Annotated in this window: 22 protein-coding genes and 2 pseudogenes; 16 read left to right on the forward strand and 8 right to left on the reverse strand. The window is 53.4% G+C overall.

Annotation, left to right across the window (positions count from 1 at the left end; all coding sequences use genetic code 11):
• Positions 1-72: 72 nt before the first annotated feature.
• From ACFOEV_RS14380 to ACFOEV_RS14395, 4 genes are all read left to right on the forward strand, one after another.
• A complete protein-coding gene (locus ACFOEV_RS14380) occupies positions 73-282 on the forward strand; it encodes a hypothetical protein (RefSeq protein ID WP_386775085.1) in 210 nt (69 codons plus the stop codon).
• Between the two features lie 274 nt (positions 283-556).
• Complete coding sequence (locus ACFOEV_RS14385) at positions 557-2,242, forward strand: AAA family ATPase (protein ID WP_386775087.1); 1,686 nt, start codon at positions 557-559, stop codon at positions 2,240-2,242.
• Positions 2,229-3,083, forward strand: a complete 855-nt coding sequence (locus ACFOEV_RS14390) for a hypothetical protein (protein WP_386775089.1) — start codon at positions 2,229-2,231, stop codon at positions 3,081-3,083. Before ACFOEV_RS14385 ends, ACFOEV_RS14390 begins: the two co-directional genes overlap by 14 nt.
• A gap of 344 nt (positions 3,084-3,427) precedes the next feature.
• On the forward strand, positions 3,428-6,700 hold the full coding sequence (locus tag ACFOEV_RS14395; RefSeq protein ID WP_386775091.1) for a DEAD/DEAH box helicase: 3,273 nt from the start codon (positions 3,428-3,430) through the stop codon (positions 6,698-6,700).
• 575 nt (positions 6,701-7,275) lie between these two features.
• On the opposite strand, the gene ACFOEV_RS14400 is transcribed toward ACFOEV_RS14395, so the two are convergent.
• Positions 7,276-7,863: a histone deacetylase family protein gene (locus tag ACFOEV_RS14400; RefSeq protein ID WP_386775093.1), complete on the reverse strand. Its 588-nt coding sequence runs from the start codon at positions 7,861-7,863 to the stop codon at positions 7,276-7,278.
• Between the two features lie 522 nt (positions 7,864-8,385).
• Between ACFOEV_RS14400 and ACFOEV_RS14405 the strand changes: the two genes are divergently transcribed.
• Positions 8,386-8,589 carry a hypothetical protein gene (locus ACFOEV_RS14405; protein ID WP_386775095.1) on the forward strand — a complete coding sequence of 68 codons (204 nt, stop codon included), beginning with the start codon at positions 8,386-8,388 and terminating at the stop codon, positions 8,587-8,589.
• A 55-nt stretch (positions 8,590-8,644) separates the two neighbouring features.
• On the opposite strand, the gene ACFOEV_RS14410 is transcribed toward ACFOEV_RS14405, so the two are convergent.
• Together ACFOEV_RS14410 and ACFOEV_RS14415 are read right to left on the reverse strand one after the other, a co-directional pair.
• Entirely contained in the window at positions 8,645-9,367 is a 723-nt protein-coding gene (locus tag ACFOEV_RS14410) for a Crp/Fnr family transcriptional regulator (RefSeq protein WP_386775097.1), read from the reverse strand.
• A 154-nt stretch (positions 9,368-9,521) separates the two neighbouring features.
• Positions 9,522-9,788, reverse strand: a complete 267-nt coding sequence (locus ACFOEV_RS14415) for a hypothetical protein (protein WP_386775099.1) — start codon at positions 9,786-9,788, stop codon at positions 9,522-9,524.
• Positions 9,789-9,969: 181 nt separating this feature from the next.
• Between ACFOEV_RS14415 and dmeF the strand changes: the two genes are divergently transcribed.
• On the forward strand, positions 9,970-10,917 hold the full coding sequence (dmeF, locus tag ACFOEV_RS14420; RefSeq protein ID WP_386775101.1) for a CDF family Co(II)/Ni(II) efflux transporter DmeF: 948 nt from the start codon (positions 9,970-9,972) through the stop codon (positions 10,915-10,917).
• 514 nt (positions 10,918-11,431) lie between these two features.
• Here dmeF and ACFOEV_RS14425 read toward each other — a convergent pair.
• Positions 11,432-11,602, reverse strand: a complete 171-nt coding sequence (locus ACFOEV_RS14425) for a hypothetical protein (protein ID WP_386775103.1) — start codon at positions 11,600-11,602, stop codon at positions 11,432-11,434.
• A gap of 524 nt (positions 11,603-12,126) precedes the next feature.
• On the opposite strand from ACFOEV_RS14425, the pseudogene ACFOEV_RS14430 reads away from it, so the two are divergent.
• From ACFOEV_RS14430 to rpiB, 6 genes and pseudogenes are all read left to right on the forward strand, one after another.
• Positions 12,127-12,322: pseudogene (locus tag ACFOEV_RS14430) on the forward strand (IS66 family transposase); the annotation flags it as partial.
• Positions 12,323-12,834: 512 nt separating this feature from the next.
• Complete coding sequence (locus tag ACFOEV_RS14435) at positions 12,835-13,575, forward strand: FadR/GntR family transcriptional regulator (protein WP_386775105.1); 741 nt, start codon at positions 12,835-12,837, stop codon at positions 13,573-13,575.
• Between the two features lie 73 nt (positions 13,576-13,648).
• Positions 13,649-14,638 (forward strand): TRAP transporter substrate-binding protein, encoded by a 990-nt coding sequence (locus ACFOEV_RS14440; RefSeq protein WP_386775107.1) that lies wholly within the window; start codon positions 13,649-13,651, stop codon positions 14,636-14,638.
• Positions 14,639-14,695: 57 nt separating this feature from the next.
• Positions 14,696-15,175: a TRAP transporter small permease gene (locus ACFOEV_RS14445; RefSeq protein WP_386775109.1), complete on the forward strand. Its 480-nt coding sequence runs from the start codon at positions 14,696-14,698 to the stop codon at positions 15,173-15,175.
• Complete coding sequence (locus ACFOEV_RS14450; protein ID WP_386775111.1) at positions 15,176-16,450, forward strand: TRAP transporter large permease; 1,275 nt, start codon at positions 15,176-15,178, stop codon at positions 16,448-16,450.
• Between the two features lie 33 nt (positions 16,451-16,483).
• Positions 16,484-16,933: a ribose 5-phosphate isomerase B gene (rpiB, locus tag ACFOEV_RS14455; RefSeq protein ID WP_386775113.1), complete on the forward strand. Its 450-nt coding sequence runs from the start codon at positions 16,484-16,486 to the stop codon at positions 16,931-16,933.
• A gap of 238 nt (positions 16,934-17,171) precedes the next feature.
• Here rpiB and ACFOEV_RS14460 read toward each other — a convergent pair whose 3' ends face one another.
• The gene (locus tag ACFOEV_RS14460; RefSeq protein ID WP_386775115.1) at positions 17,172-17,444 is read right to left on the reverse strand and encodes an HU family DNA-binding protein; all 273 of its coding nucleotides are present in this window, start codon (positions 17,442-17,444) and stop codon (positions 17,172-17,174) included.
• 470 nt (positions 17,445-17,914) lie between these two features.
• On the opposite strand from ACFOEV_RS14460, the gene ACFOEV_RS14465 reads away from it, so the two are divergent.
• Complete coding sequence (locus ACFOEV_RS14465) at positions 17,915-18,490, forward strand: helix-turn-helix domain-containing protein (RefSeq protein WP_386775117.1); 576 nt, start codon at positions 17,915-17,917, stop codon at positions 18,488-18,490.
• A gap of 1,149 nt (positions 18,491-19,639) precedes the next feature.
• Here the strand turns inward: ACFOEV_RS14465 and ACFOEV_RS14470 are convergent.
• Positions 19,640-19,873 (reverse strand): hypothetical protein, encoded by a 234-nt coding sequence (locus tag ACFOEV_RS14470; protein WP_386775119.1) that lies wholly within the window; start codon positions 19,871-19,873, stop codon positions 19,640-19,642.
• 383 nt (positions 19,874-20,256) lie between these two features.
• Between ACFOEV_RS14470 and ACFOEV_RS14475 the strand changes: the two are divergent.
• From ACFOEV_RS14475 to ACFOEV_RS14485, 3 genes and pseudogenes are all read left to right on the forward strand, one after another.
• Positions 20,257-20,427 (forward strand): annotated as a pseudogene (locus ACFOEV_RS14475) (ATP-binding protein); the annotation flags it as partial.
• A gap of 111 nt (positions 20,428-20,538) precedes the next feature.
• Positions 20,539-21,561 carry an IS110 family transposase gene (locus ACFOEV_RS14480; RefSeq protein WP_386775121.1) on the forward strand — a complete coding sequence of 341 codons (1,023 nt, stop codon included), beginning with the start codon at positions 20,539-20,541 and terminating at the stop codon, positions 21,559-21,561.
• Positions 21,562-22,710: 1,149 nt separating this feature from the next.
• Positions 22,711-24,006, forward strand: a complete 1,296-nt coding sequence (locus tag ACFOEV_RS14485; RefSeq protein ID WP_386775123.1) for a hypothetical protein — start codon at positions 22,711-22,713, stop codon at positions 24,004-24,006.
• 193 nt (positions 24,007-24,199) lie between these two features.
• Here ACFOEV_RS14485 and istB read toward each other — a convergent pair whose 3' ends face one another.
• Both istB and ACFOEV_RS14495 read right to left on the reverse strand, forming a co-directional pair.
• On the reverse strand, positions 24,200-25,006 hold the full coding sequence (gene istB / locus ACFOEV_RS14490) for an IS21-like element helper ATPase IstB (RefSeq protein WP_386775125.1): 807 nt from the start codon (positions 25,004-25,006) through the stop codon (positions 24,200-24,202).
• A partial coding sequence (locus ACFOEV_RS14495) for a Mu transposase domain-containing protein (RefSeq protein WP_449280242.1) occupies positions 25,003-25,353 on the reverse strand: 351 nt, incomplete at its 5' end. The genes istB and ACFOEV_RS14495, both read right to left, overlap by 4 nt.

Raw genomic sequence — 25,353 nt, forward strand, 5'->3', positions numbered from 1 at the left:
TAAGTAGACTTCTCCTTATATCTCTGAGGCGCTAGGCTGTTACACATAATTACGCCAGGCGCAGGGGATGACATGGCGAACAGCAGGGAAGCTCAGTGCCAGTGGGGCATCGCCAAGGCCATGACCGCCCACGGCTGGAAGGCTGGTAAGGCCGGCAGCTACAACCGTAAGGGGGAGTACGTCAGCGAGCTGGAACTGCCTCACTACCGCCTCATCAAGCGTGAGGAGGAACGCTTGCGCCTGGAAGTGGCTGAGGGCGACTACGGTCCTTACCTCGGTTAGCGATGTCCGCTCAGGCGAGCTCCACGACCCCGAGAAGCCGCACTTTGCCAATGGCATCGCCGACCGCATCGAACGCGACGAAGCGGTGATGGCCCAGTTGCGAAACCACAGCGAAGATCAGGTGATGCACGGCCTGTTCCCGAAGAAGGTCTCCAACTTTAGAGTGGGCCTTAGCGTGAAGACTCAGAGATGAGCTGCGGTGTAGCCTTTTATTAATAAGGCGTCGGGTGTTTTGGAGAGTGTGTTGTTTTTTTTAATCTCTTGAGTTGTTTTTATGGGCAATGAAAATTTGGAAGAAAGCAAGGGTTTAGACTTTAAAATCTATTTTGTAATGGATGACATAAAGTTCCATCCAGCAAGTCTTCCCGCAATTGTCTTTTCTCCGGTTGAAGATAGCTGGAACGATTTTAGATATAAGTGTAGGTACAAATACCTTATCACGTTCGGTGATCATCGAGAAAATATTGAGGGGCAGGTGTTTCTGGGATTTTTGTCGGTCGACAAGAATATTGATGATAGTGGCCGTATATCCCTGGAATCCAATATGGTTGAGGCACATGAGCTACCCCCTTTCTTTACTCTTCAGGGAGGAATGGAAAGTTATCGTCACTTTGTTCGTGAGCATGGAGCGAAAGATTCTGAACTTTTCTTATTAGCGTTAAACGATCTGGTTGCTTCTAGACGGGTTGCTAAGCGATCAAAGCTGGTCGAAGAAGCCATGAAAACCGATGTGTTTAGCTTAGCCTTCATGAGGGACTCAGAGCGCTTTTTTGCATTTCATAATGCGGACTCGGTTCTTGATGGATTAGAGAGGGAAGACTTCTCTAGAATTTCAACAAATCTTTCACTGACTTACGAAATTGCAGGATACCATGAGCATCATCATCTCGACTTGAAATTCGATACAGATAGCATATTGCCAAAAAGAATAAGTGTTCTTATTGGTCGAAACGGTCTAGGGAAAAGTCAAGCGCTTTATAATATTGTTAGATCCCTAATTAAAGGAGATGGGTTGTTTTCTGATCATGAACTTGGTCGGCCCATGATTAGCCGTTTACTTGCCATAGCGACACCTGGTGAAACGGTAAATACCTTTCCACCTGAGAGAGCCAATAAACGGATTAAATATCGACGATTGATACTCAACAGAGGTGCACGGTCCAAGCCTTCCAGAGGATTCTGTGATCTTTGTGTTCAACTGGTACGATCTGAAGAGTTTATCGGTGAGCATGACCGCTGGGAGTTGTTTAAAGAAAGCGTGAAATTCTTTCCCAAAATAGAGAATGTTGTAATACCTTTGAGTAAAGCTGTCTCAGTCCAAGCTGGTCACGTTATTAAAGACAAAGGCAAGCACTACGTTCCTCTTTTAAAGTTAGATCAGGGGGGAGAGCAAGCAAACCTCGAGGTTCTAGGGGCAGTCATTAGCAATGCAAATCCAATGCTGTACATTGATGGGGATGTTTTTCCCCTAAGCAGTGGTCAGCTGGCATTTATTAAATTTGTTGTTCAAGCTTGTTTGTTCGTGGAGAATGGAACTCTTGTTTTACTCGATGAACCAGAAACACACCTTCATCCAAACTTTGTTTCGAGTTTTGTCAGGGTCTTGGATCGTTTGCTAAAATTAAGTGGGTCAATTTCAATTATTGCGACTCACTCAGCATATTTTGTCCGCGAGGTTACAAGAACTCAGGTGCTTGTATTTAAGGAGGGTGAGGGTGGTCAACTAAATATCCAGAATCCTAGGCTGAAGACCTTTGGTGCAGATGTGGGGGCGATTTCATATTTTGTTTTTGAAGATGAAATCACCAATGCATTGGTTGAAGATATATTAGAACAGTTCCCTGAGTCCTTAGAATCTAGAAGATCATTGTTGAAGGAATTAGATGAAGAGCTGTCAGCCGATGTCGTTATGTACCTTCGTAGGAAATTGAATATGGAGGAAAAAAGTGAAGGGAATTAATCCACCCCCAGTCAACGATTTTGAAGAATTACAGTTATTGGCCGATAATGAAAGGTTGGGTAGCTATCCTGATCTAAGGAATGAATATACAAAGATTGTCAGCCAATATGATGATTATATTCATCATGGTGGAGATCCTTGGAGCATAACTAAATTGCCTGTTGGCAATCGTCTTCAAAAAGCGTTGATAGCGCACTACAATCAGCCTCCGACTGGACGTCTAAAATTTATAAACGAATATCGTCGTACCTTGTCACCGATCATATGCCCAATGTGTGGAGGATTTGGCAATGGGACATTGGACCACTACCTTCCCAAAGACGATTATCCCGAGTATTCTTTTTTTTCAAAAAATCTCGTTCCTGCCTGTAACTGCAATTCCTTGCGTGGGACTACAGTAAAGGGTAGGGCATCGCCACAGAGAGTGATTCATCCATACTTCGATAATTTTTTGGAACAACGATTGTATCAATCTAATTTTAAGGGAAGTTTTGAAACGCCAAGTATATCTATAGAAGTAATAGACGACAATCATCCTCAAGTAGCTCTTCTACAGTTCCACTTGGATGAAGTGATTTCTAATGATGCGACTCAAGGTTGGTTTGAGAAATATTGGAGCGATTTAAGCCAACGTGCTCACAATATATTGGATTTGGTTCTTCCTCCTACTGGGCAGGATGTGACGGGTGCTGAGTTGATGGGTTCCATTGAGAGGTATAGGAATTCCAAAGATAAAGAGTATGATACTTATAATAATTGGTTATCCATTTTTTATACTGGTTTGATGAACGATCAGGCTCGGGTGGATCAATTGGCAATAATTATTAATACATCAAGGTGAGTTGTTATGTTTCACAGAGTTTTGTTCTCTCTCGCACTAATTAATGTTATAAAAATGTAAGCGAAGAGATTGTAAAGCGAAGAGATTGTAAGGCGGAGAGTTACTCGGTCCGATAAGCTGTTTTCGGGTGCACCTTCGCTGCTCACTGGCACGGCGCAAAGCCAAGCGTTCCACAGGACCGTCTAAAAGCCCGTCTCTGGCTAGTTTAAGAACTTTAGTCTACGCTGATAAAATGCTTTTCGTAGATGACGACCTAAAAAAAGCCTTTGAGTATCCTTAAGTAAAGGAAAAAAGCTTTTCAGGTTATTAGGTGAAGTCGATTGATTATATGGAGTGAACGATTTATGGACTTGTTTTCGCCATTGCAAACAAAGATTACAGTTCCTGAAAGGCTTATAATATCAACTAGCATCGCCAAGAATCAGCTAAAAAAACTTGGTAATAGACGCTTCGTGACAACCGTCACTATCGAGCCAAGTGAACACGCGGGACTTTTGAAGCTTGTTACAGTGCTACCCGCACCTTTTAATGAACTGCTTCTTCGAAAATGGAATGCACCAGCTAAACTACCTGAAGATGCTTTTTGTTTTAAGCTATCATCGTTTTGTGAAGTGGAAGAAATTGACAGCACCACACCGTTAATCTGGGCTCAGTATCCCGTTGACACAGTGAAAAATCCTGAAGAAGTACGTGCTAGTTGGAAAGGTGGATTTGTCTTTCAAAGTGATGACCCTGATGCTGGCATTACTGGTTTAAGACAGCCGCAGCTCGGAGCACTTCATTCTATTTCCGCTCACTTTTCTACTGATAGGGTTGTGGATCCAGCAACTGTCGTTTTGCCAACTGGCACAGGCAAGACTGAGACAATGATTGCTACGCTGATATATCACTGTCTATCGCCAGTCTTAGTCGTCGTGCCTTCTAATTCATTGCGGGAACAATTATTCAAAAAGTTTCTCACCTTAGGATGTCTTCCGGAACTCGGTGTGGTGAGCCCAAACGTTCAGTTACCATATGTTGCGAAGCTTTCTAGAGGGCTCAATGAAGAAGATGTGGCAAGTCAGCTGACCGAGGCTGCCAACGTTATCATAGCAACCCCTAATGTACTCAACAGCGGCAATGAAGCGGCCACTAACTTACTTCTCAACCGTTGCTCTCATTTGTTTGTTGATGAGGCACATCACGTCTCTGCAAAGTCTTGGTATGCTGTGCGTGAAAAATTCAATGGTAAAGGGGTTGTCCAGTTTACAGCGACACCATTCAGAAATGACCGGCAATCCCTCGGAGGAAAGATAATCTTTAACTATACGATGGGTGAAGCCCAACGGGCAGGTTATTTTAAACCGATTCAGTTGAATGCGATTGAAGAGTATTTTGATGAAAAAGCTGACCGAGCAATTGCGCTTAAAGCCGTAGAGATTCTTGATCGAGATCTTGAGGCGGGGCTTGATCATTTGTTGATGGCGCGGGTTAAATCAAAAAAGCGTGCTGATACACTGATTGCTGTGTATCGAGTGATTGCCAATCATTATGAGCCAATTGTGGTACATTCGAGTTATTCAAAGGCTGATAATGCTTCATGTCTCCAGAAATTATTAACGCGTAAATCTCGGATAGTAGTTTGCGTTGACATGCTGGGAGAAGGTTACGACCTGCCGAATCTTAAAGTGGCAGCTATTCATGATATACACAAAAGCCTAGCCATAGCACTTCAGTTCGTAGGGAGATTCACGCGGTCAGCGGCTGATACGCCAGTGGGTGATGCATCAGTTGTCTTAAATACGGCTGACCCTGGTGTCGAAGGTGGCCTTCAAAAACTCTATGCCCAAGATGCAGACTGGGATTCCGTACTCCGGCGCCTATCAGAAAGTCGCATCGATCGGGAGGTTGGGCTTCAGGAGGTTGTCGATGCTTTGAAACAGGGAGCCGGAGAACTCAGCGAGCACATATCATTGTGGAATCTTGCGCCATCTTTCTCTGCAGTATTGTTCGAAACACACTGTGAGGAATGGACTCCTATAAATTATAATCAAGTAATGGTTAATTTTGATGAGTACTGGCATTCAATCTCGGATGATAATAAAATTTTAGTTGTTTTGGGGGTGCAAAGAAGTCCGGTAAAATGGGGGGCATATCGGAATCTGAATGACGTAGCATTTAAACTATTAATTGCTCAGTGGGATGCTCGACGCAAGGCTCTTTTTATATTTTCGAGCGACTACAAGGCATTCCGGGTGGAGCAAATGGCAAAAGAAGTCTGCGGGGAGGAATGCGAGCCAGTATCGGGAGAGAGGATTTTCAATGTTCTTAATGGTGTAGAATTTCCGCTTGTGAGGAATCTGGGAGCTTCACAAGTCGGCGCAATAAGCTTTACGCAATTCTTCGGGCCAAACGTAACCGACGGTCTCTCTCAAATTGAAGCCTCTCAATCGAGTCTAAGTAATATCGCAGCAAAAGGTTACGAAGCTGGCGAATGTGTGGTCTGGGGGTGCTCTCAAAAGAAAGGAAAGATCTGGTCTCCACAAAGTGGTGGTACGTTGACAGACTGGTCAGATTGGGTAAGACGGGCTTGGGATAAAGTGGCCATGGGAGGAATTGACGAACATAACATTACTAGGGACTTTTTAAGGCCAGCTAAGATAGACAGCTATCATGATGCTAACCCTATATCAGTGCAGTGGGGTGAGCAGCTTTTGTCAACTTATGAGGAACGAGTGGATCTCGTGTTTGGTGATGTAAAAGTTCCTCTTTACTTGGTTGGTATAGAAATTCAGCCAAGTTCAGAGGAGGGAATGTTTATATCTTTGTCTGGTGAGGGGCAATCAGCTACATATAGGTTGTCACTTTTCAAAGAAGCACCGGGGTATAGTTATGAGCTTTCGGATGGTGAGCTGGTTTTCTTCGTTTTAGGGAGAGGTGCTCCGATTTCCTTTGAGGAGTATATGAATCGAGATCCCGTTGTCATTCAATATGTAGACGGCGCATTTTCTTACAACAAATGGCTGGTTGAGATTAAGGAAAAAATAGGGCTGTTCAACCCGGATGAGATAGAGAAAAAAGACTGGGCTAGTATTAATATCAAGGCAGAGTCAATGGGGCTGTATTTAGATAAAAACACTGTTCAATATAGTTCGTACCTAGATATTCGTGATGTTTACGACGTGATCATCAATGACGATGGTCAAGGCGAGGCTGCAGATTTGGTAGCCCTCAAGGCGACTGAAAACCAAATCCTTTTGCATCTTGTTCACTGTAAATACTCAAGCGGAAATGAGCCAGGCGCGCGCCTCAAAGATCTCTATGAGGTTTGTGGGCAAGCACAGAGATCAATTCACTGGAAACACGCAGGGTTGGTTCACTTATATAAACACATCTATCACCGTGAGAGTCTTTGGCAAAAAAGAGGTGGCTCTCGATTCCTAAAAGGAAGGATTGAGGATCTAGCTACAATTAGAAATCGTGCAAGAACAGCCAAAATTAATTTGGAAGTCACAATTGTTCAGCCTGGGTTAAGTGCTGGGCAAGTAACTAATGAGATGCTGAAATTGTTGGGCTGCACGTCCCTGTTTATCAAAAAAACTACTGAAGCAGATATCCAGGTTGTCGGCTCTGTTTGAAGTTTAGTTGTTGGGCTTGTGCTATCCTGGTGTTTACATAAAGTACTTTGACGAAAAGTCGCGTATGAAAACTCTGGTCTGCGTAATATGTTCTATGCAGCAATTGCCTAGGTGAGGATGAGCTGTTTTCCACAAAAGTGACTGACTATAATATTATGCTGTGGGTGAGCATAGTTATATATGCGCAAGTGCTGAAAGCCATTAATATGGTTTTGAAAAAAGAAATGCAACCTTTTGCCCTTCAGGTGCATTCTGCTCGAGAGAGGGAGCCCTCACAAACGGTACAGCAGCAGTACACACACCAGCTTCGTGTGCTATCCTCAACCTTCGCTAAACTACCGATTCCAAAGAACTGTACCTTTCGCTCGATTACGGTCGCTTTTCCTTGTGTGTCAGTATCTTATTGTTTTAAAAGCGAACTCATAATCCCTTGGTCGCTGGTTCGAGTCCAGCTGGGCCCACCATCTTCTTACCTCCTGAATCAGCGGGTTACGGCCCTCCTGTGGCGTTCGTTTTAGCGTACTACTCGGCAATATTCTCCGAGTTAACAACGGCGGACACATGTGTAGCGCGATTCATCTAAACGCGTCACGGTGGAAATCGGCTAGGCTAGTCACCTCGCTGATGCCTGGCTCTTCGATCTCGGGAGGCTCTCCGCCCGCCAGGACTTCCAGGACGGTTCGGACCCCGCGCGCCAGTGCTTCGAGATGGTAGCCGCCTTTCAGCACCATGACTAAACGCCCACCGCAGTGTTTGTCAGCAAGCTCCTGTACGATGCCGGTCAGTGCGCCGAAGCCGCTGTAACTCAAGTTCATGCACAGATCCTGGCGGTGCATGTCAACGCCCGCCGAGACCAGTGTGAGGTCTGGCTTGAACCACTCCACGGCTGGAGTCAGTATCTCGCGATAGACCTTGACCAGCGCGGGATCGCCGCAACCGGCCGGCAGGGGGACATTGATGGTCAGCCCTTCACCCAAACCCTCGCCGATTTCTTCCTTGTTGCCGGAACCGGGATAGAAGGGCGCTGCACAATGGGTATCAAAGAACATCACATTCGGCGAGGCCCAGAAGATATCCTGGGTGCCATTGCCGTGGTGAACATCCCAGTCGATGATCAGGACCCGTTCGCAACCCAACTCGGCGTGGGCATGGGCCGCGGCCACCGCGACGTTGTTGAATAGGCAGAAGCCGCGGCCGGCACGACACTGCGACCATCAGCCAGCTCCGCAGCACTCGCCCGGTAGGCAGCCAGCAAGACCTTGGCATTATCGTCGAGCCGCCGCGCCAACGGCATGACCTTGGGGGCGTTTTAGTGACACGTTGTGCCAGCGCTAGGCTGCCGGCATGCTGTTCGAGCCGTTCTACGCTGAACAGTTCCTCCCTCACCGGGGCCGTGGAATTCCAAGGCGGCGACGATGAGTGATACCCGCGCAAATAACGGAGCAATACATCCACAAGCTACCATCCCGGCCGATGCGCTATGCCCTGCTGGGCAAGCGATCATTCGTAACCAGGAGTCTGAGCGAGACCCGAGTTTTTGTCGGTTCGCTATCGAAAAGTAGGGAGAATTCCGAAGAGAAAGCGAGTGCTAAGCGCGCCAGCGCACCGATATCACGAGCACAGCCTGGCATAGTCGGTTAGCCGCTATCTCGCATTTCGCGGATGGCGTCACCGAGGTCACTATCATGGAAAAGCTTATCGATCAGCCTGTCCGCACGGGTGCTCCAATGGCCTTTCGTCCTGTCATTGCTCACGGCTCCGGCCACAAGCCGGTCGCTTTCGGTACGCTCAAGTACATACACGTTCCTGCTTACGGTAACCGAGTCATGCCCTTGCAAGCGGCCCGGGGGGACGACGAACTCATGAGCATGGACCCCAAGCAGGCCTGAAGCGACCTGGCGGGGCTCAGCCCCGCCATCCCCTGCGGGTATCCCGTCGTTTTGGTCATTGCATGGTCGTCCGATAGGGCATCAGGCGATCGCTTTCCCTCTTGACCACGGCGTAACACTCGCAACTAAGTTGCTCGAGTCGGGGCCTGTCCAGCACCGTAATATGCCCGCGTCGATATTCGATCACACCGAGCTTGTGCAGTTTGCCGGCCGCCTCGGTCACACCCTCGCGGCGCACTCCCAGCATGTTGGCGATCAGTTCCTGGGTCATGATCAAATGGTTGCCCGGCAGCCGATCCAGAGACAGCAGCAACCAGCGGCATAGTTGTTGATCGATCGAGTGGTGGCGGTTGCATACTGCCGTTTGTGCCATCTGCGTGATCAGCGCCTGGGTATAGCGCAACAACAGATGCAGCATTTCTCCGTGGCGATTGAACTCATCCCTGAGCTGGTTCACCGGTAATCGCAAGGCGTGGCCGGCACTTTGCACGATGGCTCGGCTGGTGGTGCTCTCGCCTCCCATGAAGACGGCGATGCCGACCAGACCTTCATTGCCCACTACCGAGATTTCCGCCGACGCACCGTTTTCTGTCACATAGAGCAGCGACACGATCGCTTCAGTGGGGAAATAAACGTGACTCAGGGTGCCTCCCGCCTCGTATAGTACCTGGCCTAGCGACAGGTACACCGGCTCGAGAAGGGGGGCCAACCGTTGCTTGACCTCGTCTGGCAAGGCCGCTAGTAGATGGTTCTGCTCTGGCGAGCGACTTTCGATCATGTACCGTCACCGTCGGAAGGGAATCTCGTCTTGTACTGGAGTGTAGGTAATTCCGACCTCACTTAGCGCTACCGAACCGTACGCAGGGTCAGCCGCTTCGCGGGGCTACCGCCCTTGAAGCGCAATCACGAGATCGTCATAGGCCTGACCGGTGTCAACTGTACCGATGGTCGCTGGTTCGAGTCCAACTGCGCCCACCACCCCCGTCGCGGGGTGGCATGACACAATTCTGTTCCCGCACCCGCTCCGCCTTAGCCCCCGGGGTGTTCATGGCGACCACCACCTCATGAATGAGGTCGGCTGCCCGGGGGCCGATCATATGGAAGCCCTGGATCCGATCGCTGCCCTTTTCAACCAGCAGTTTCGCAAGGCCCGGTGGTGAGCCGACGATCTTGCCCTTGGCGAAATCGGCGTAATTCACAGGGAGTTCGAAAGATGGCTCCAGGAGTCGGTCACGACAACGTGAAATGATGCCTTGAAGTTCGGCGTGTTGTAGTCGCGTCCCATTGTGGGCCTTGTTTATCTATCATCGATGAACGGTTCGTTAGAACGCCTGCAAGGCGCAGCCTTGCCGCGTTATCCAACCAAAAGGGATGATTGTCATGCATCATCACAATCTGAGTGCCTGGCAGCACGATCACATCTTCGATCAGGACGAGGTTCGTGCCGGGGAGAAGCGTACCCGGATCGTCGTGCTCCTCACCCTGGTAACCATGGTCATCGAAATCGCTGCCGGGATGCTTTACGGCTCGATTGCGCTGCTGGCCGATGGGCTGCACATGGGCTCCCATGCAACGGCGCTCGGCATTGCCGCCTTTGCCTATGCCTACGCTCGCCGCCACGCACACGATGATCGTTTCAGCTTCGGTACCGGCAAGGTCAACGCGCTGGGTGGCTTTGCCGGGGCGGTGTTGCTGGCCGGGTTCGCCTTCTACATGGGCATCGAGAGTGTGGCCCGATTCGTCAACCCCGTGGATATCGTGTTCGACAAGGCCATTGCCGTGGCCGTCATCGGTCTCGCCGTCAACGGCGTGTCAGCCTGGATTCTCGGAGGCGAGGATCATCATCACGGGCATCACCACGCTGAGCATTCCGGCCATCAACACGACCACAACCGTCGGGCGGCCTATTTCCATGTCCTGGCGGACGCCTTGACCTCGCTCCTGGCGATCGTCGCGTTGCTGGCGGCCAAGTATCTCGGTTGGCAATGGATGGATCCGGCCATGGGTCTCGTCGGTGCTGTGCTGGTGACCCGGTGGTCCTGGGGCTTGCTGCGCGATAGTAGCCAGGTGTTGCTCGACCGGCAGGCTAGAGCGCTGGATCCTGAGGTTCGCGACATCCTGGAAAGTGGCACCAGTGACCGGATCAGTGATCTGCATATCTGGTCGATCGGGCCCGGGATCTACGCGGGGATCATCGCCCTGGTGTCGGATAAGCCGGAGCCGCCCCACGTGTATCGAAGCAAGCTGAAAGCCAGCCTCCCCGAGCTGGTTCACACCACCATAGAAGTCGAACCCTGTACCGATATCGGCCATGTCTCGGCCGCCTAGTGTGCGAATGACGACCACATGGACAGCGGCAACACCGATGGGGATTTCCAGGCTCATTTATCCAAGGAAAAGGGGCCTTGCGCGGAAGCATTCCAGGATTCTACGCAAGACCCCGTATCGCTTGGTTAAAGCGACTTTTGCAAGGTAATTCACGGCTTCGGAAACCGTCAAACCATATTATCCTATTATGGTAGCCGACATTTATCGGCTTGATGTCACGTATGGTCGCGTGGTTGCTCGAGAATAATCTCTAACCCGAGATCACAACTTTTCTTTCTTGCGTGATATTTGTCGTGTCTCCTTGAGAACTTCCTTGTGTCTATCTTGAAGCCCTTCGGGGCTTCTTTTTTGCTTGGGAATAAGACGTCACGATTACGACTCCTTTCCCGAAAAAACCTGTCGTTGCCGCACGGCAAGCGGAGACGCGGCGTCGACCGAACCACCGGCGGTGTCGCTCGAGCGCGTCTCGAGAGGATCAAGGGGCAACTATGAGGACATGGCGATGACCTTGTTCTCAATGATGTTCTTCATGTTCCTCTAGATCGGCAGCTGCTGCATTAGCCTCATCGCGAGTCTTGTGCACCGAAACGATGTCATTTCTATGTAAGTCCACGACCTCCCAATCCTGTGGGTGGGACTCGTCCGGATACGTATAGACGGCGCGTACTTCATATCGCTGTTCCATGACACCCTCCTGACGTTGGAATGGGTATCTACCAGTTTAGCGTTACAACGCTGTTCGAGGGGGCCATGGCGTGCTGGCTCCGCTAGAGGGGCAGGTCATGACGACTTCGCGTGCATGACCCGTTGGGCTTTACTCGGTCCTGCCCCGCGGGCGATACGTTCGATCAAATCATTCCCAAGTTGTTCACCTTCCTCAATGTTGCGTTGCAGCAATTCTAGGCTATCTTGAGTGTGTCGTTTCTCAGGAGTCGTCGCGTTATGTTAACCGGTCAACCGCAATCCCATCCGTGTGATGACGAGGTTCTGGAGTTCTGGCTGGGGCAAGCACTGAGACAGCGAACAGCCTCTGACGCCATAGCTGACCACCTTCGCTGAGTGTGGACTTCCCACGGTCGAGTAGACCTCGCCGGGTTATGCCTCGAGCTTGGGGGGAGTTGCCATGCCCACTCATGGAGCGTCTGGACGCGTCTCGCCGCAGTACCCGTCGGGGCACTGGTCATCTACGGCCGCACATGGCTCGGCTGGTGGGCGCTAGGCCGGTCGAACTGGCTGTTCGCCTGGTCGCTGCGCAGTGGCCGGCGCGCAGCCAACATCATGAGCTTGATCCAGTCCACCAAGCTGAACGGCTACGAGCCCTAAAGGTGTGCTGACCCGGCTACCGACACAGAAGACCAGTGCGATCCACGAGCTCCTGCCTAAGCACTGGCAGCACAGCAGGTGATCACCGACAAGAGTTGATCGGCGGACAGTTACTCTTAGCGTCCATGAAGGGGGTACAACCCACACCGTCGCCACTCTGCGATTGGCCGTGCCAGCCCTATGCAGTTCCAGAGACAGTATGCGGTAGCCTCTTGTTAAAGCGGTGCCCCGGCTATTGAACCGGGGTAACTCCAGCGGGGCGTTGCGCTTCCTACTTTGGCTCGCCACTTTTTTCAACCTGGCCCCAGATTGCGTGCTGACAGTCGCTGTTACCAGTGGGCTTCCTTTCCGGCATCTCGCGGGCTGAGGCGCGCGCTCCAGGCTAAAGCCCAATCAAAGGTTTCTACTGGTAAGACCAGATAGGCGGCACTAAAGTCTCGTTGTTGACCGCTCTTTCCCCCTTCTATTGTCTATTTATGGATTGAAGACCGGAAATGCTGCGTAGAACGTACGCATTGGCTGGCGAGATCTCTGAATTTTGGTTTCACGATTAAGATAAGTGGTCGTAAGTGGTAAGACCTATCAGGAGGTGTCATGGCGGTTGACGCTATATCCCACGATGATGATTCCGCGAAGGGGTATGAGCGGGTCTTCGATGTCTTTCGCGAACGGGTGCTGAGTGGCGAATGGCAACCGGGTGATCGACTGCCGAGCGAGCGTGAGTTGGCGCTACAGCTCGGAGTGGGTCGCCCCCTTTTGCGTGAAGTGATGCGCTCGCTCGACATGTTGGGCGTTCTCGATATCCGCCACGGCAAGGGCACTTTCGTGGCCAAGGCCGACTTCAAGGTGCTCGCGGATTTTTTCGCCTTCTACCTGGCTCAGGAGAAGAACGCCCTGGATGACATCATGCAGGCGCGCATCGCCATCGAATGTCAGGCGATTCGCCTTGCCTGTGAGCGGGCCACGGACAACGACATCGCTCGCATCGAGGCCTGTTTCACCCGCTTGATGGACACGCTGGAGGATCCCGAGCAGGGAGGGCGGGCGGACTATCAGTTCCATCTGGCCATCGTCGAGGCGAGCCACAGTCAGTCGCTGATGACGCTCTATCACGCCATCTCGGCGCTCCTGCTCAAAAGTCACGTGCAGCGCCGCCAGATCACTCTAGGTTCAACGGATGTGGTGGAGGCGCATATCGACTCCCACCGGCAAGTCTTTCTCTCCATCGTTGCAGGCGACGGCGACATGGCCGTAAAGCGCTTGCGTGAGCACTTTTCCATCGGCGATGAACTTCGCCGCAAGAGCATCATCGCCGCCTATACCAGGGAGCGATGATGAAGGGATGCGGTCCCGCTCCTAACTCCCTGAACGATATCGACAATTATAAACGACAAGAGAGGTGAGTCCGATGAATCTCAAGATGAGCGTCAAGCAACTGACCCTTGGGTTGCTCGTCAGTCTGACAGCCGGTGGCGTATCCGCAGAAATGTTACGCTACGCCCACGTGGGCGCCGAAGGTGATCTACAAACGCGATTTGCCAGTGAGGCAGCGGCGGCGATCAATGAGGCCACCTCGGGTAATCTGGAAATAGAGGTCTATCCCGCCAGCCAGTTGGGCGGTGTCGCCGAAATGGTGGATGGCATCCGCATGGGGTCCATCGGCATGGGACACCACGACTTCGCGTCTCTCGCTCGAATCGTGCCGGAAGTGGCTGTCTTCAACGCCCCCTACATCTATCGTGATGCCGCGCACGCGCTTGCCGCAACGGATCCCGAGACACCGGCTGTCAAGGAAATCAACGAGCGTCTCATCGAGGAGGGCGGAGTCCGTATCGTGGGCCGCATTTATCGCGGAGCGCGACACGTGTCGTCCAACTTCCCGGTCAAGTTGCCGGCGGATCTAGCAGGCAAACCGTTCCGTGCGGTGCCGCTGGATCTGTGGATCTCCATGGTCAAGGGCTTCGGCGCCAACCCTACCCCGGTGGCGGTATCCGAACTGCCGACAGCGCTCATGACCGGGCTCGTGGTGGGGCAAGAAAACCCACTGACCATGATCGCTGCCAACAAGCTTTATGAAGTGCAATCTCATGTGGCGCTGACGGGGCATATGCATTCGGTGCTGGCCGTCTTCGTCAACGAGAAGGCTTGGCAGTCGCTCACCGACGAGCAGTGTAGCGCCATCACCGAGGTGCTCGACAAGAAGGCCGATGAATCCCTTGAATGGGCCCGAAGCTCTGAAAGCGAGCTGGTCGATGAGCTGAAAGGGCATGGCATGACGGTGATCACCGCTGACGATGGCTTGGATCTCGAGGCATTCCGCGAGCAGGTCAGCGCTCAGATCGACCAAGACTTCCCCAATTTTGGGCCTTACATCGAACAGATCGCTCAGGTGGAGTAGGGCACGGCTCGGGGGGGAGCCCCTCCCCGAGAATCAGGATTTGGTGAGGAGATGCAGGTGCCTATTGTCAGGAAAGCATGGCAAGGACTGTGTGCGCTACTGTTGGCCGGGATCGTGCTCGTCCCGCTGGCCCAGGTAGTCATGCGGGATCTATTCTCGGCGCCCTTGGTGGGGGCCGAAGAGTTCACCCGCTTTCTCCTGGTGTACCTGGTGTTCGCAAGCTATCCGCTGGTGGTTAGTCATGGAGAGAATATTCGCATGGGCGAGTTCCATGATGCCGTGACCGGCCGATTCAAACGCCTTCTCGATGGGATCATCTTCCTGGGGGCGGCCTTTTCAAGCGGGTTTGTGGCCTATGCCACCTTCACCACCATCTTCGACAACCTTAACAACGCCACCCCGACGCTAAAGATTCCGTTTTGGATCTTCCTTGGCTCCACCGCGGTGGGGTTCTTCGTGGCTTGCCTGCAGCACATTCTGCGGCTCCGTCGCCGCTGTCCCCAGGAACCTCTCGACCATCGGCCGGAGGCTTCGTAAATGGGAATGGCGCTTATCCTGGCTTTTCTGGCCCTCTTTCTTCTTGGCTTTCCGGTGGTCTACGCCATCCTGCTGCCCGGCATCGTCTACATATTGGTAGAAGGGTTTCCGCTAGGCCTTTTGGGGCAGCGGATCACCTATGCTCTTGACAGTTTCCCCTTGGTGGCGGTGCCGATTTTTATCTTCGTCGGCAACCTAATGAATCTCTCGGGAGTGACCGATCGCATCTTTCGTTTCGCCGATACTCTGGTGGGGCGTGCTCCTGGTGGCCTGGCCCAAGTGAATATCTTCTCAAGTTTGATCTTTTCTGGCATGTCCGGTGCTGCCCTGGCCGACGTGGGTGGGCTTGGCAAGATCGAGATCGAAGCCATGCGCAAGCGTGGCTTCGCGATGCCTTTCTCCGCGGCGGTCACCGCCTCTTCTGCAGTCGTGGGTCCCATTTTCCCACCAAGTATTCCGCTGATCGTCTATGGCTCTGTTACCAGTGTGTCGATCATCCAGCTGCTGATCGCCGGCATCGTGCCTGCGCTGATTTGCGTGGCTTTGCTGATGGCCACCGCGGCTGTGCTGGCAATGCGCTCGGACATGCCGCGCTCGCCGCGGTGGCCGAACCTTCGAGAGGTGGTAGCGTCGCTGCTGCCTGCCTTGCCAGCGCTGCTGGCGCCGGTGCTAATGATTGCCGGAATGATGCTGGGGTTCTTTACACCAACGGAGGCGGCAGCCGTCACCGCGGGTTATGTTCTGCTGATCAGTGGTTTTATCTACAAGGAGCTGACCTGGTCGCACTTGTGGTCAGCCATGCAGGCCACTCTCAGAAGCACCAGCGCCATCCTGATCATTGTCGCGGCGGCATCCCTGTTCGGGTGGATACTGGCGGTAGAGCAGATCCCCCAGACCTTCGCCGCCTTCATTCTGCAGATCTCGACCGACCCTCTGGTGCTGTTGCTGATCGCCAACTTGATCTTCTTTGTGGTGGGGATGTTCCTGGATTCGACTACCGCGACCCTGTTGGTGGTGCCGGTGATCGCGCCGCCCATGGTTCTGGCCGGTGTCGATCCGGTACATCTTGGCATCGTCGCCATCTTCAACCTGATGATCGGTCTGCTAACCCCGCCGATGGGACTATCGCTCTATCTGATCTCGTCAATTGCCAATATCAGTTTGCGGCAGTTGCTCAAGGCCCTGATGCCGTTCTACGTGCCGCTGTTCATGACCCTGGCGATCATCACCTTTGCCTCCGATATGGTGCTGTGGTTGCCGGGCCTGCTGCGCTAACACGAGTTCCCACCTGTCTATGCTGGAGTTGCCATGAAAATCGTTGTTGGTTCGGATCACGCGGGCTTCCCGCTGAAAGCCACCGTCGTTGCCTACATCGAATCCCTGGGCCACGAGGTGGTCGACGTCGGCTCCCATGATGATCAGCCCGTGGACTTTCCCGATATCGCAAAGGATGTGACATCCCTTGTGATGTCCGGCCAAGCGGATCGTGGGCTGATGGTCTGCGGTACCGGCGTGGGGGCCTCGATTGCCGCCAACAAGGTGAAAGGCATCCGGGCGGCGGTGTGCCACGACATTCACTCGGCCCACCAGTGCGTGGAGCACGATGATGTCAATGTGATGTGCATCGGCGCCCAGATAGTCGGCGCCTGGCTCGCCAATGACTTGATCAAGGCCTTTCTCGAGGCGGAGTTCTCCACTGATGAGGAGTTTCGCCGACGTGTGGAGAAGCTGACAGCGATGGAAACGAGCGCTGAGTAAGGGCCTCGCTGATACTTCTACTACCCCAGGATATTCACCAGGAACCCGACCTGGGCCCCGGGCAGGTCGAGGCCTGCGATCTGATTTCATGACTTTAGGTACCCACCTGCTGTTGTGTGGGCACCTAGATGAATACCGCAAGCCCCGACAGGTTATCTGCAGGCTCCGTCATCACTCATCTGTTCGCTGCTGGACAGACAGCTTTGAAAAGATGGCCGGCAAGTACCGGCTAGCGGGATCACTTCACCGCGTCTTTCAACCCTTTACCCGCCTTGAACGTCGGGCTCTTTGACGCAGGGATGACGATTTCCGCCCCCGTCTGCGGATTACGTCCCCTGCGCGCAGCACGCTGACTCACTTGGAACGTTCCGAAACCGATCAATGACACGGAGTCTCCCTGTTGCAGTGTCTTGGCCACGGAGGTGGTCATGGCCTCGAGTGCTCGACTTGCCTGGGCCTTGCTCAGTCCTGCTTTCATCGACACTCTCTCGATCAGTTCATCCTTCTTCATTTGTTATCCTTAAGCAACAGCGTGAGTATTACGGAGATAATCCAATGCCCGCTTATATAGATTATTCTCAAGAATGACAACCAATATTCAGAACATTTGCCGTATATAAATATTGCCAATTAGTAACAAAACGTGGCGCATGAAAATGGTTGACTGAAGCGAAAGCAATTGCGCATCATTGTGCTAAGTCTAATTAAGTAATAATCGAATTTTCTCATTGTGCGTCCCTTGGTCGTTCTCCAGCCTCACAATGCGGGAAGCACGGTGCCCCAGGGATGATCATGTCTTTCCGAGCCACTGACCACCAATGCTATCCGTTTACTGTAGTCCGCTGCCGAACTTGTACACAGGGTTCACGATGCGCTGGATGGCGAGGATGTTGCGACCATCGATGACACGATCCGTTTTCACGGAGCGCTGAGAAAAGGGAAGAGCCTGGTTCGTCAGGGGATCCCTTCACCAGCATTTTCATGGTGCGCTCGGGTAGCCTCAAGCAAGTGATCCAGGAGGAGAGGGGTACCCAGTTGACCAATTTCTACTTGCCCGGTGAATTGGTGGGTCTGGATGGTATCGACGATCCCTACTATCCGGGCTCGCTTATCACGCTGGAAACCAGCACGGTTTGCGAATTCCCGTTTCATCGGCTTGATGCCTTGGCCGAGAGTGACCCCAAGTTACGCCACTACCTCTATGGCTGCATCAGCAAGGAACTGCGAAGCGATCATCGGCTGCTAGGGCTGCTGCTGGGGAAGACCTCCGATGAGCGCCTGGCCTTCTTCCTCTGGAATCTGTCAGAGCGGTTCCACCGCCAAGGCTATTCCGCCTATCGCTTCCGGCTTCCCATGACCCGGACCGATATCGCCCACTACCTGGGATTGGCGGTGGAAACCATCAGTCGAACCGTGGGCCGTTTTCAGCGAAAGGGGATGATCTCAGTGACAGGTCGAGAAGTTCATATCCTGGACATGTCGGCCCTCATTGCCCTGGCCACAGGAACACGTGAGATGTCACCAGCAGGCCACCGTAAACTTGCCAGCGACAGGTGACCCCCCTCCATCTGATATCGCCGATATACCTGAGAGATACGCAGTGACGCCCATTCACGCCTCTCGATGACCTCGTGGCCCCTTCTTGGATTCCACTCCATACATCATCCGATCCCTGATCCAAGGTAGGCACTACCTGAAGAATGTGGAGTCCTTATCTCGCATGAAAGCCAAGTCCGCATGGGACTCCCTCACTCACGCAGCGAACACGATCTACCGGACCGTGGCCGGAGTGGCATCCAAAGGGCCGCCCCAAACGGCAAAAGGCCGCAAGGGAAGGGCGGATCAAGGGGAAGGGACTTACCCGAAAACCGTGAGGGTGGTGGCAACCCCTAAGGGCGAAAAGGCTCACGGCGACTTCATGAGCAACGACTACTGGAAGCCGGGCTCGCATACATAGCTAATCAAGAGGATGCATGATGTCAGTGAGCCGATGTGCGCAGAACAAAAAGCAGAGTAGAAGACCAGATCGTCTGAAGGTTTCAATAAGGCCGCCTCGCAGAGGGCAGCCATGGGTACTCAAGTAGCTCGACGGTGCAGAATCCACTCCTTAATACATCGCCTGGCGCATTCGATCCAATGGATGGCAACGAAGAGGGCGCTGCTAACATACTGGCTTAGCTGGCTGGCGTTATCCTGGTAAACAGCCCTCAGCACACCCAGCGCAGCCGAAGCTCTCGCAAGATGGCACGACACATATTCGTCGAGTAGAACCTCGGGAGGTGCGCAGGAATCAGACTTAGAGATCGCCAAGTCGCGCAACAGAGCCTCGCTTGCCTTTCCTTGGGCCCCATTCAGCCGATCAGCGACAAGGCGCACACAGGCAGCGTGCAGGCTAAGGTTATACGCCGCTGCATTGAAAATCGGTCGATGCTTGTCATTGTGAACTCTCCCTGCGCAAGCAACGAGACCGCCCGACGCCTCAATTAGCTCGGAGATTACAGGAAGCTCAGGTTGGTCGCCCGGACGTAGTGCGCTATGATTCATGATGTCTCCTTTCGTAGCTGTTAGGTGGACAATCGAAGCCTCTGGGGTTGCAGCCCCGGGGGCTTCTTCTGTTTTAGCGGATAATTCCAGGGTTTTCCAGAAAAAATGTCGAGTCAACTTAGGGTTGAAATTTCAACTTTTGGTTGCGCAACGGTTGAGTCTTTACCGCAACGGTAGATTCTGTTGCGCAATACTGAATTGCTTCATTATTTCAACAATGATTTCCTGCTTCTCTTTATAGAACAGTATTTTGTAGGTGATCACCTGATTTTCATCCTTAACAGTAAGGCGTAGAACTGCAAATGCTTTTTGCACTTTTGTGAAAAAGTTCATTTGCCACAAATACATCTCTTTTCCGATCAGTGGGTTACGAGTTCCTCCTCCAATTTCCCTCATGTCTTCACCGTATTTCAATCCGTCAGGTGCCAGCCTGATACAACCTGGCAACCTTCTTGACCCGCTAAACGGATCTATTGTCTCTTCTTCCTCCTCTACCTTCGTTCATGATTCATGCACGACTGTTCAAGGCGAGACGTAACCTTCGCGCTCAAGCTGCACCGATGCAGCTTCGCCTAATGCTGCAGCCGCTTCTTTATTAGTTAGGGCAACCGTAAGTTGGTCTGTAGTAATGAAATTCCCGTATTCGCTCCCGGATCACCATGCCAGAACAAGGAAGCCCGAAATCTCCATGAGCCCCTTTCTCTCCCGCAATGCCGATATGTGGCGTCGCCATGCCCACCCATGGAGCGTCTGGACTCGTCTCGCCGCGGTGCCCCTGGGAGCACTGGTCATCTACGGCGATCCTGGATCGGCTGCTGCACCACTCGACGACCCTGAACATCAAGGGCGAGAGCTACCGGCTGAAAGACAAGCGGCGAGCCGGCCTGGTGACCACCCCCACCCCGAAGGAGGACGAGACCTCACACGAGCCTGAAGCTGTTCCGATGTAAGAGGACTGACAAAAACAATGGGATGGACTCCTCCTCACCCCACTCCGGCGTCATTGCGCCAAAATGGTGGGTGTGAAGATCCAACCATCATGTGGATGAGGAGAAGCCCTGATGAACATTATCCGTGTCGGAGTCGATATCGCCAAGTCGGTGTTTCACGTGCATGGTGTTGATCGTCATGACCAAGTGCAGTGGCAGGGCAAGTACTCACGACAGAAGTGGCTGGATGCATTATGTAAACGTGTCCCGGCTGGTGCTGCGATTGGGATGGAGGCTTGCTCCGCTTCCCACCACTGGGCACGCGAGCTACAGAAGCGTGGCTATATCGTGAGGCTGATCGCGGCCCAGTTTGTGAAGCCTTATGTCAAAAGCCACAAGAACGACCGTGTGGATGCTGAGGCAATTTGCGAAGCCATGGGTCGTCCCCAGATGCGCTTCGTGGCGGTGAAAACTGTGGCCCAACAGGATATCCAAGCCGCCCACCGCGTCCGAGAAGAACTGGTCAGTCAGCGGACCGCCAAGGTCAATCAGATCCGTGGCCTGGTGGGTGAGTATGGTCTGGTCGCGCCCACTGGCATCCATCAGTTACGCCTTGCACTGCCACGCTGGCTGGAAGATGCTGAGAATGGCCTCAGCGATGAATTCCGTATGCTGCTGGCGGAGGACTTGCGCTATCTGGATGACCGCATCACATCCTTGACGGAGAGGATCGAGCAACGCGTTCATGAAGACCCCCTTGCCAAGCGGCTGTTGATGCTGCGTGGCGTCGGGCCTCTCACTGCCAGTGCCTTGGCTAGTGCCCTAGGCGATGGTCAAGCATTCAAGTGCGGTCGTGATTTTGCCGCTTCACTTGGCCTAATACCACGGCAACACAGTACCGGTGGTCGCGATCGCCTACTGGGGATCAGCAAGCGAGGTGATAGTTACCTACGCAAACTACTGGTACATGGCGCGAGAACTGTCCTTCGGCACGTACAGGGCAAGGATGATGGTCTGAGCCATTGGCTCCAAGCCCTGGCGGCACGCAAACATGCCAATGTGGCTACCGTGGCGCTCGCCAATAAGACGGCGCGCATCGCTTGGGCGATCTCACGCCATAAGGCCGCCTATGATCCAGCACTGGCGGCTGGCTGAGACAGCGCAGTTGGACTTGAGAGCATCGACGTATCACACGATGTGCCGTGAGCGAACCCACCACCACGATTGCTTAGCATGCTGTGAGATGGCGAACAGGTCGAACCGACGTCGGAATACCCCTTGTTGTCCGCAGAGTGGAAGAACTCGAAAAAACGATTGGGAGCCGACGTGCGAATAGCCCATTTGGGTCAGATGCCTATCGAGAAAGGCATCATTCAAAGACCGGATATACGTGAGCAGTCGTACCTCCCATCTTGGAACATCATGCTGGCAAACGAGGAGGAGTCCATATACGGACAATCTGAACTGATGAAATGCGGACAGCCTTCAGTGACGTTGACACTGGACGCTCGAGCCGGGGGCAACCACCCTTGGGGTGCTGGGGCTCATGGGAGGCCAACCCTGGGCACTAAACCTCTATGCACGCCTATATGCGGACCTGACATCGGGCCTCGAGGACGCGCAGCGCCAGGCCATGATCGATAGTGCGAGCTGAATTCGCCTGGATGAAGGGTCCTGGGTTCTCGTGCTAGTAGGCATCTCCGCTTGACCTGCGACGAGATCAGCAAGCTACCCCACGACGGTTGAGCGTGAGTGAAAAAGGACTCCAAAGGCCGGATGGGAGACTATACCGGAGTGCCTGATCATCACCCGGTCTGTAACCGGGCATGATTTCACCATCATGACGGCCGGCCGGTAAGCAGCTGCAGACGGGAGGAGACCAGATTGACATGTCACATCGCATCTCCGTTTTGTCAGTCCGTCTTCCACTGTTGGAAAAAAATTGACCAATCTCGCGCCGATTCCCGGGAACGCTTCTCCTATCGTGGTCATTGTAGCCAACTCGGCTACTTTAATTCTGAAAGGAGACTCCACATGCAGAACCATCCCAGCAGTTCCCGCGAGCGTCAGACACACAACAGGACAGGGCACCGGGAAGACAGGAAATCGAGTGATTCCTCCGGGAATCGACATAAAGTACATGCAACCAGTTTTCCGGGTGGCAACTGGCCGAGCAAGAAGAGCGGGCACAAGTCCGGCGGTAATCGTGGTCAGGGACCGAAACGATAGCTGTTGATCCGGACAGGATTCGTTTCACGAGCAGGGACGCTCACGCTCCGATTCAACCAATTCAGGAAACCGACAATGACCAGCCCCGCACACAACGATTTCCTGCCCCCATTTCCCCGTCTGGGCGAATGCTATCGTTTGCTGTCCAATGCGCTGGGTACGAAGGGAGGTGACAGGGATGTGGATCGTCTAGCCAGGGAGGGAGACTATGACTGGCGCAAGATACCCGTTCTGCAGCAGCGATTGATTTCCAGGCCCCTGCGAGACAAAAGCAGTGATGAATTCGCCGATTATGTGATGGCAACGGTCGAAGTCATGCATGAAGAATACATCGGCATGGTCAGGAATATCTCGGTAGATGCTCTAACCCGTGCCGATACCCTGCCGGTTCTGATAGAGAAATGCTATGCACCGCGAGCAGCATCCTTTCTATTGAACCTGTCTCAAGGCATCTCCGGTCCGAATCTGAATCTGTTGCTGGACACGGACCGGAATCCTATAGACGTGGTGTTCACGTGGCTGGAGCAGGAGTTGGGGGTTGCATCGGGACAGCTGGGCATCAGGCTTTATCCTGAGTCGGTAGGGGAGAACAAAAACTATCGAGAATATCTGAAGCGTTGGAGAGAGGGGGAGCCGTTGCCTTCTCTGGTAAGTATCGCGCGGTTGCAGAGGGAGTTGCAGGAGAGTTTTCCGGAGCGCAAGTCGCTTGCCGGTGTGTTCATCGAGTGGCTGATTACCGCTCGGGCCCTGGCCTTCTTCGAGGCGCGTGCCGAGTCCCACGCTGAGCTGCGTCGTCTCATATTCCGCGAGGTCCTGGCGGATGCTCCCCCTGTTGATATTGGCCTGGTGCTGTCGCACATCAACATTGCCTCCGGGAACAGGCTTCAGTCTGTCTGCATGTCGGGATTGCTTCTTTTCGAAGATCTCAAGCTGAAGTCTTCCAAGAGCCAGGGTGACATGGAGCGCACCCGCCTGGCGCTGGAGCAGTTTCGAAAACTGCAGGAAGATCAGGATCAATACGGGGTAGGTGTCTACTTTACGGAATGGCTATCGGGTCGTTGGCATATTCTGGCCGGAGATTTTCAGAGGGCACTGCCCTGTTATGAGGAAGCCGTTAAGCTCAGCCTGTATCGGTCAGGAAAAAATCTTGGCCAAATCTTGAAGGAGGCAGTGTTTCTTGCCGCCAAGCAGAAAAAGTTGCCAATGTACAAGCGACTCAAGCATTTGGCACTTACCCTTGACATCTCCATCTATTCTATAATTGATGGGGCGGGTGATAATCAAAGGGAAATACAACTACTAGCCAGCAATTTTGATCTCATGTTTCCTGAGAGAGGGCGTTTTCCGGAGTCCCGCATGTCGGAACAATGACTGGCTGTGTCGACACAAAATCGTTTCCTGCAAGGCTCTCTCGGGACTGGTCAGTCGCCAGCAATTGGCTACAGCTGGTACATTCGACTGGCTTGCCGTCCGGCGGATTGACCGGTTCTCCCGCTGTCTTCCAACAGTGTCAACATCACTGAAGGTTGTCCGTTTTTCATCAATTCGGATTGTCCGGTTTTCATCAGTGCTCTTTCATCGGAACAGCTTCAGGGTCGTGTGAGGTGTCGTCCTCCTTCGCAGTGGGCGTCGTTACCAGGCCGGCTCGTCGTTTGTCCTTCAATCGGTAGCTCTCGCCCTTGATGTTCAGGGTCGTCGAATGGTGCAGCAGCCGATCCAGGATCGCCGTGGCAATCACCTGATCCCCGAAGATCTCGCCCCAGTCCATGAACGACTTGTTCGAGGTCAGGATGGTGCTGGCTCGCTCGTAGCGCCGGTTGATCAGCCGAAAGAACAGACTGGCTTCCTCACGGGTCATCGGCAGGTAGCCCATCTCGTCGAGCACCAGCACCTTGGGATAGGTCAGCTGCTGGAGTTGCCGATCCAGGCGGTTCTCTTGGCGGGAGCGCACCAAGGTGCTCACCAGCCGATCCAGGGTCATGAACAGCACGCGGTGGCCGGCTTCGGCGGCTTTCACCCCAAGCGCTACGGCGATATGGGTCTTTCCGACGCCCGGCGGGCCGAGCAGCACCACGTTTTCGCCACGCTCGACGAAGCCCAGGCCGGCCAAGTCACGCACGATCTTGTGGTCGATGCTGGGCTGGAAGCTGAAGTCGAACTGCTCGAGGGTCTTGATCCACGGCAGCCGCGCCTGTTTCAGCCGCGACTCCAGGCCCTTCTGGTGGCGCCCGCCCCATTCCTGGGCCAGGGCCTGCTCGAGGAACTCACGGTAGTTCAGGTCCTGCTTGCTGGCGTGCTCGCAGAGGCTGTCGAGCGAAGCCTGGAGATGTTCCATCTTCAGGCGACTGAGAAGCTGTTCCAGGGCCATCACAGCACCTCCTCGTAGACCCGCAGGTCACGCTGCTGCACGGCCAGGGTCTGCTGCCACAGGGCGGCATGGTGCTCCGGTACGCTGCGCCAGCCGGCTTGAGGGGCCTGGAGGCGATGCTGGGCAATGGCCTCGCCGGCCGGGGTGTAGACCGTCAACTCGTCATCGAGACTCAGGCGAATGATCACCGCCTGGCCGCAGTGGGCGTCCGGCACGCTGTAGCGGTTGCCCCGCACTTCGATATAGCCGTCCCAGCCGACCTGGCGGAGATCGTGATAGCGGGTGTCGAAGTCAGTCGCCGGGAGGGCTTGCAGTGCCTCGGTTTCGGCCACGAAGCGCTCCGCCGGGGA

The sequence above is a fragment of the Litchfieldella rifensis genome (assembly GCF_042646605.1).
Taxonomy (GTDB): domain Bacteria; phylum Pseudomonadota; class Gammaproteobacteria; order Pseudomonadales; family Halomonadaceae; genus Litchfieldella; species Litchfieldella rifensis.

Bases quoted from the DNA above. Each gene is read 5' to 3' on its own strand.
- ACFOEV_RS14410 (WP_386775097.1), bottom strand. From the start codon at position 9,367: ATGATCGAAAGTCGCTCGCCAGAGCAGAACCATCTACTAGCGGCCTTG.
- ACFOEV_RS14465 (WP_386775117.1), top strand. From the start codon at position 17,915: ATGGTGCGCTCGGGTAGCCTCAAGCAAGTGATCCAGGAGGAGAGGGGT.
- ACFOEV_RS14385 (WP_386775087.1), top strand. From the start codon at position 557: ATGGGCAATGAAAATTTGGAAGAAAGCAAGGGTTTAGACTTTAAAATC.
- ACFOEV_RS14425 (WP_386775103.1), bottom strand. From the start codon at position 11,602: ATGGAACAGCGATATGAAGTACGCGCCGTCTATACGTATCCGGACGAG.
- ACFOEV_RS14395 (WP_386775091.1), top strand. From the start codon at position 3,428: ATGGACTTGTTTTCGCCATTGCAAACAAAGATTACAGTTCCTGAAAGG.
- ACFOEV_RS14435 (WP_386775105.1), top strand. From the start codon at position 12,835: ATGGCGGTTGACGCTATATCCCACGATGATGATTCCGCGAAGGGGTAT.
- ACFOEV_RS14460 (WP_386775115.1), bottom strand. From the start codon at position 17,444: ATGAAGAAGGATGAACTGATCGAGAGAGTGTCGATGAAAGCAGGACTG.
- ACFOEV_RS14485 (WP_386775123.1), top strand. From the start codon at position 22,711: ATGACCAGCCCCGCACACAACGATTTCCTGCCCCCATTTCCCCGTCTG.
- ACFOEV_RS14440 (WP_386775107.1), top strand. From the start codon at position 13,649: ATGAATCTCAAGATGAGCGTCAAGCAACTGACCCTTGGGTTGCTCGTC.
- ACFOEV_RS14450 (WP_386775111.1), top strand. From the start codon at position 15,176: ATGGGAATGGCGCTTATCCTGGCTTTTCTGGCCCTCTTTCTTCTTGGC.
- ACFOEV_RS14470 (WP_386775119.1), bottom strand. From the start codon at position 19,873: ATGAGGGAAATTGGAGGAGGAACTCGTAACCCACTGATCGGAAAAGAG.
- rpiB (WP_386775113.1), top strand. From the start codon at position 16,484: ATGAAAATCGTTGTTGGTTCGGATCACGCGGGCTTCCCGCTGAAAGCC.
- ACFOEV_RS14405 (WP_386775095.1), top strand. From the start codon at position 8,386: ATGGAAAAGCTTATCGATCAGCCTGTCCGCACGGGTGCTCCAATGGCC.
- ACFOEV_RS14380 (WP_386775085.1), top strand. From the start codon at position 73: ATGGCGAACAGCAGGGAAGCTCAGTGCCAGTGGGGCATCGCCAAGGCC.
- ACFOEV_RS14480 (WP_386775121.1), top strand. From the start codon at position 20,539: ATGAACATTATCCGTGTCGGAGTCGATATCGCCAAGTCGGTGTTTCAC.
- dmeF (WP_386775101.1), top strand. From the start codon at position 9,970: ATGCATCATCACAATCTGAGTGCCTGGCAGCACGATCACATCTTCGAT.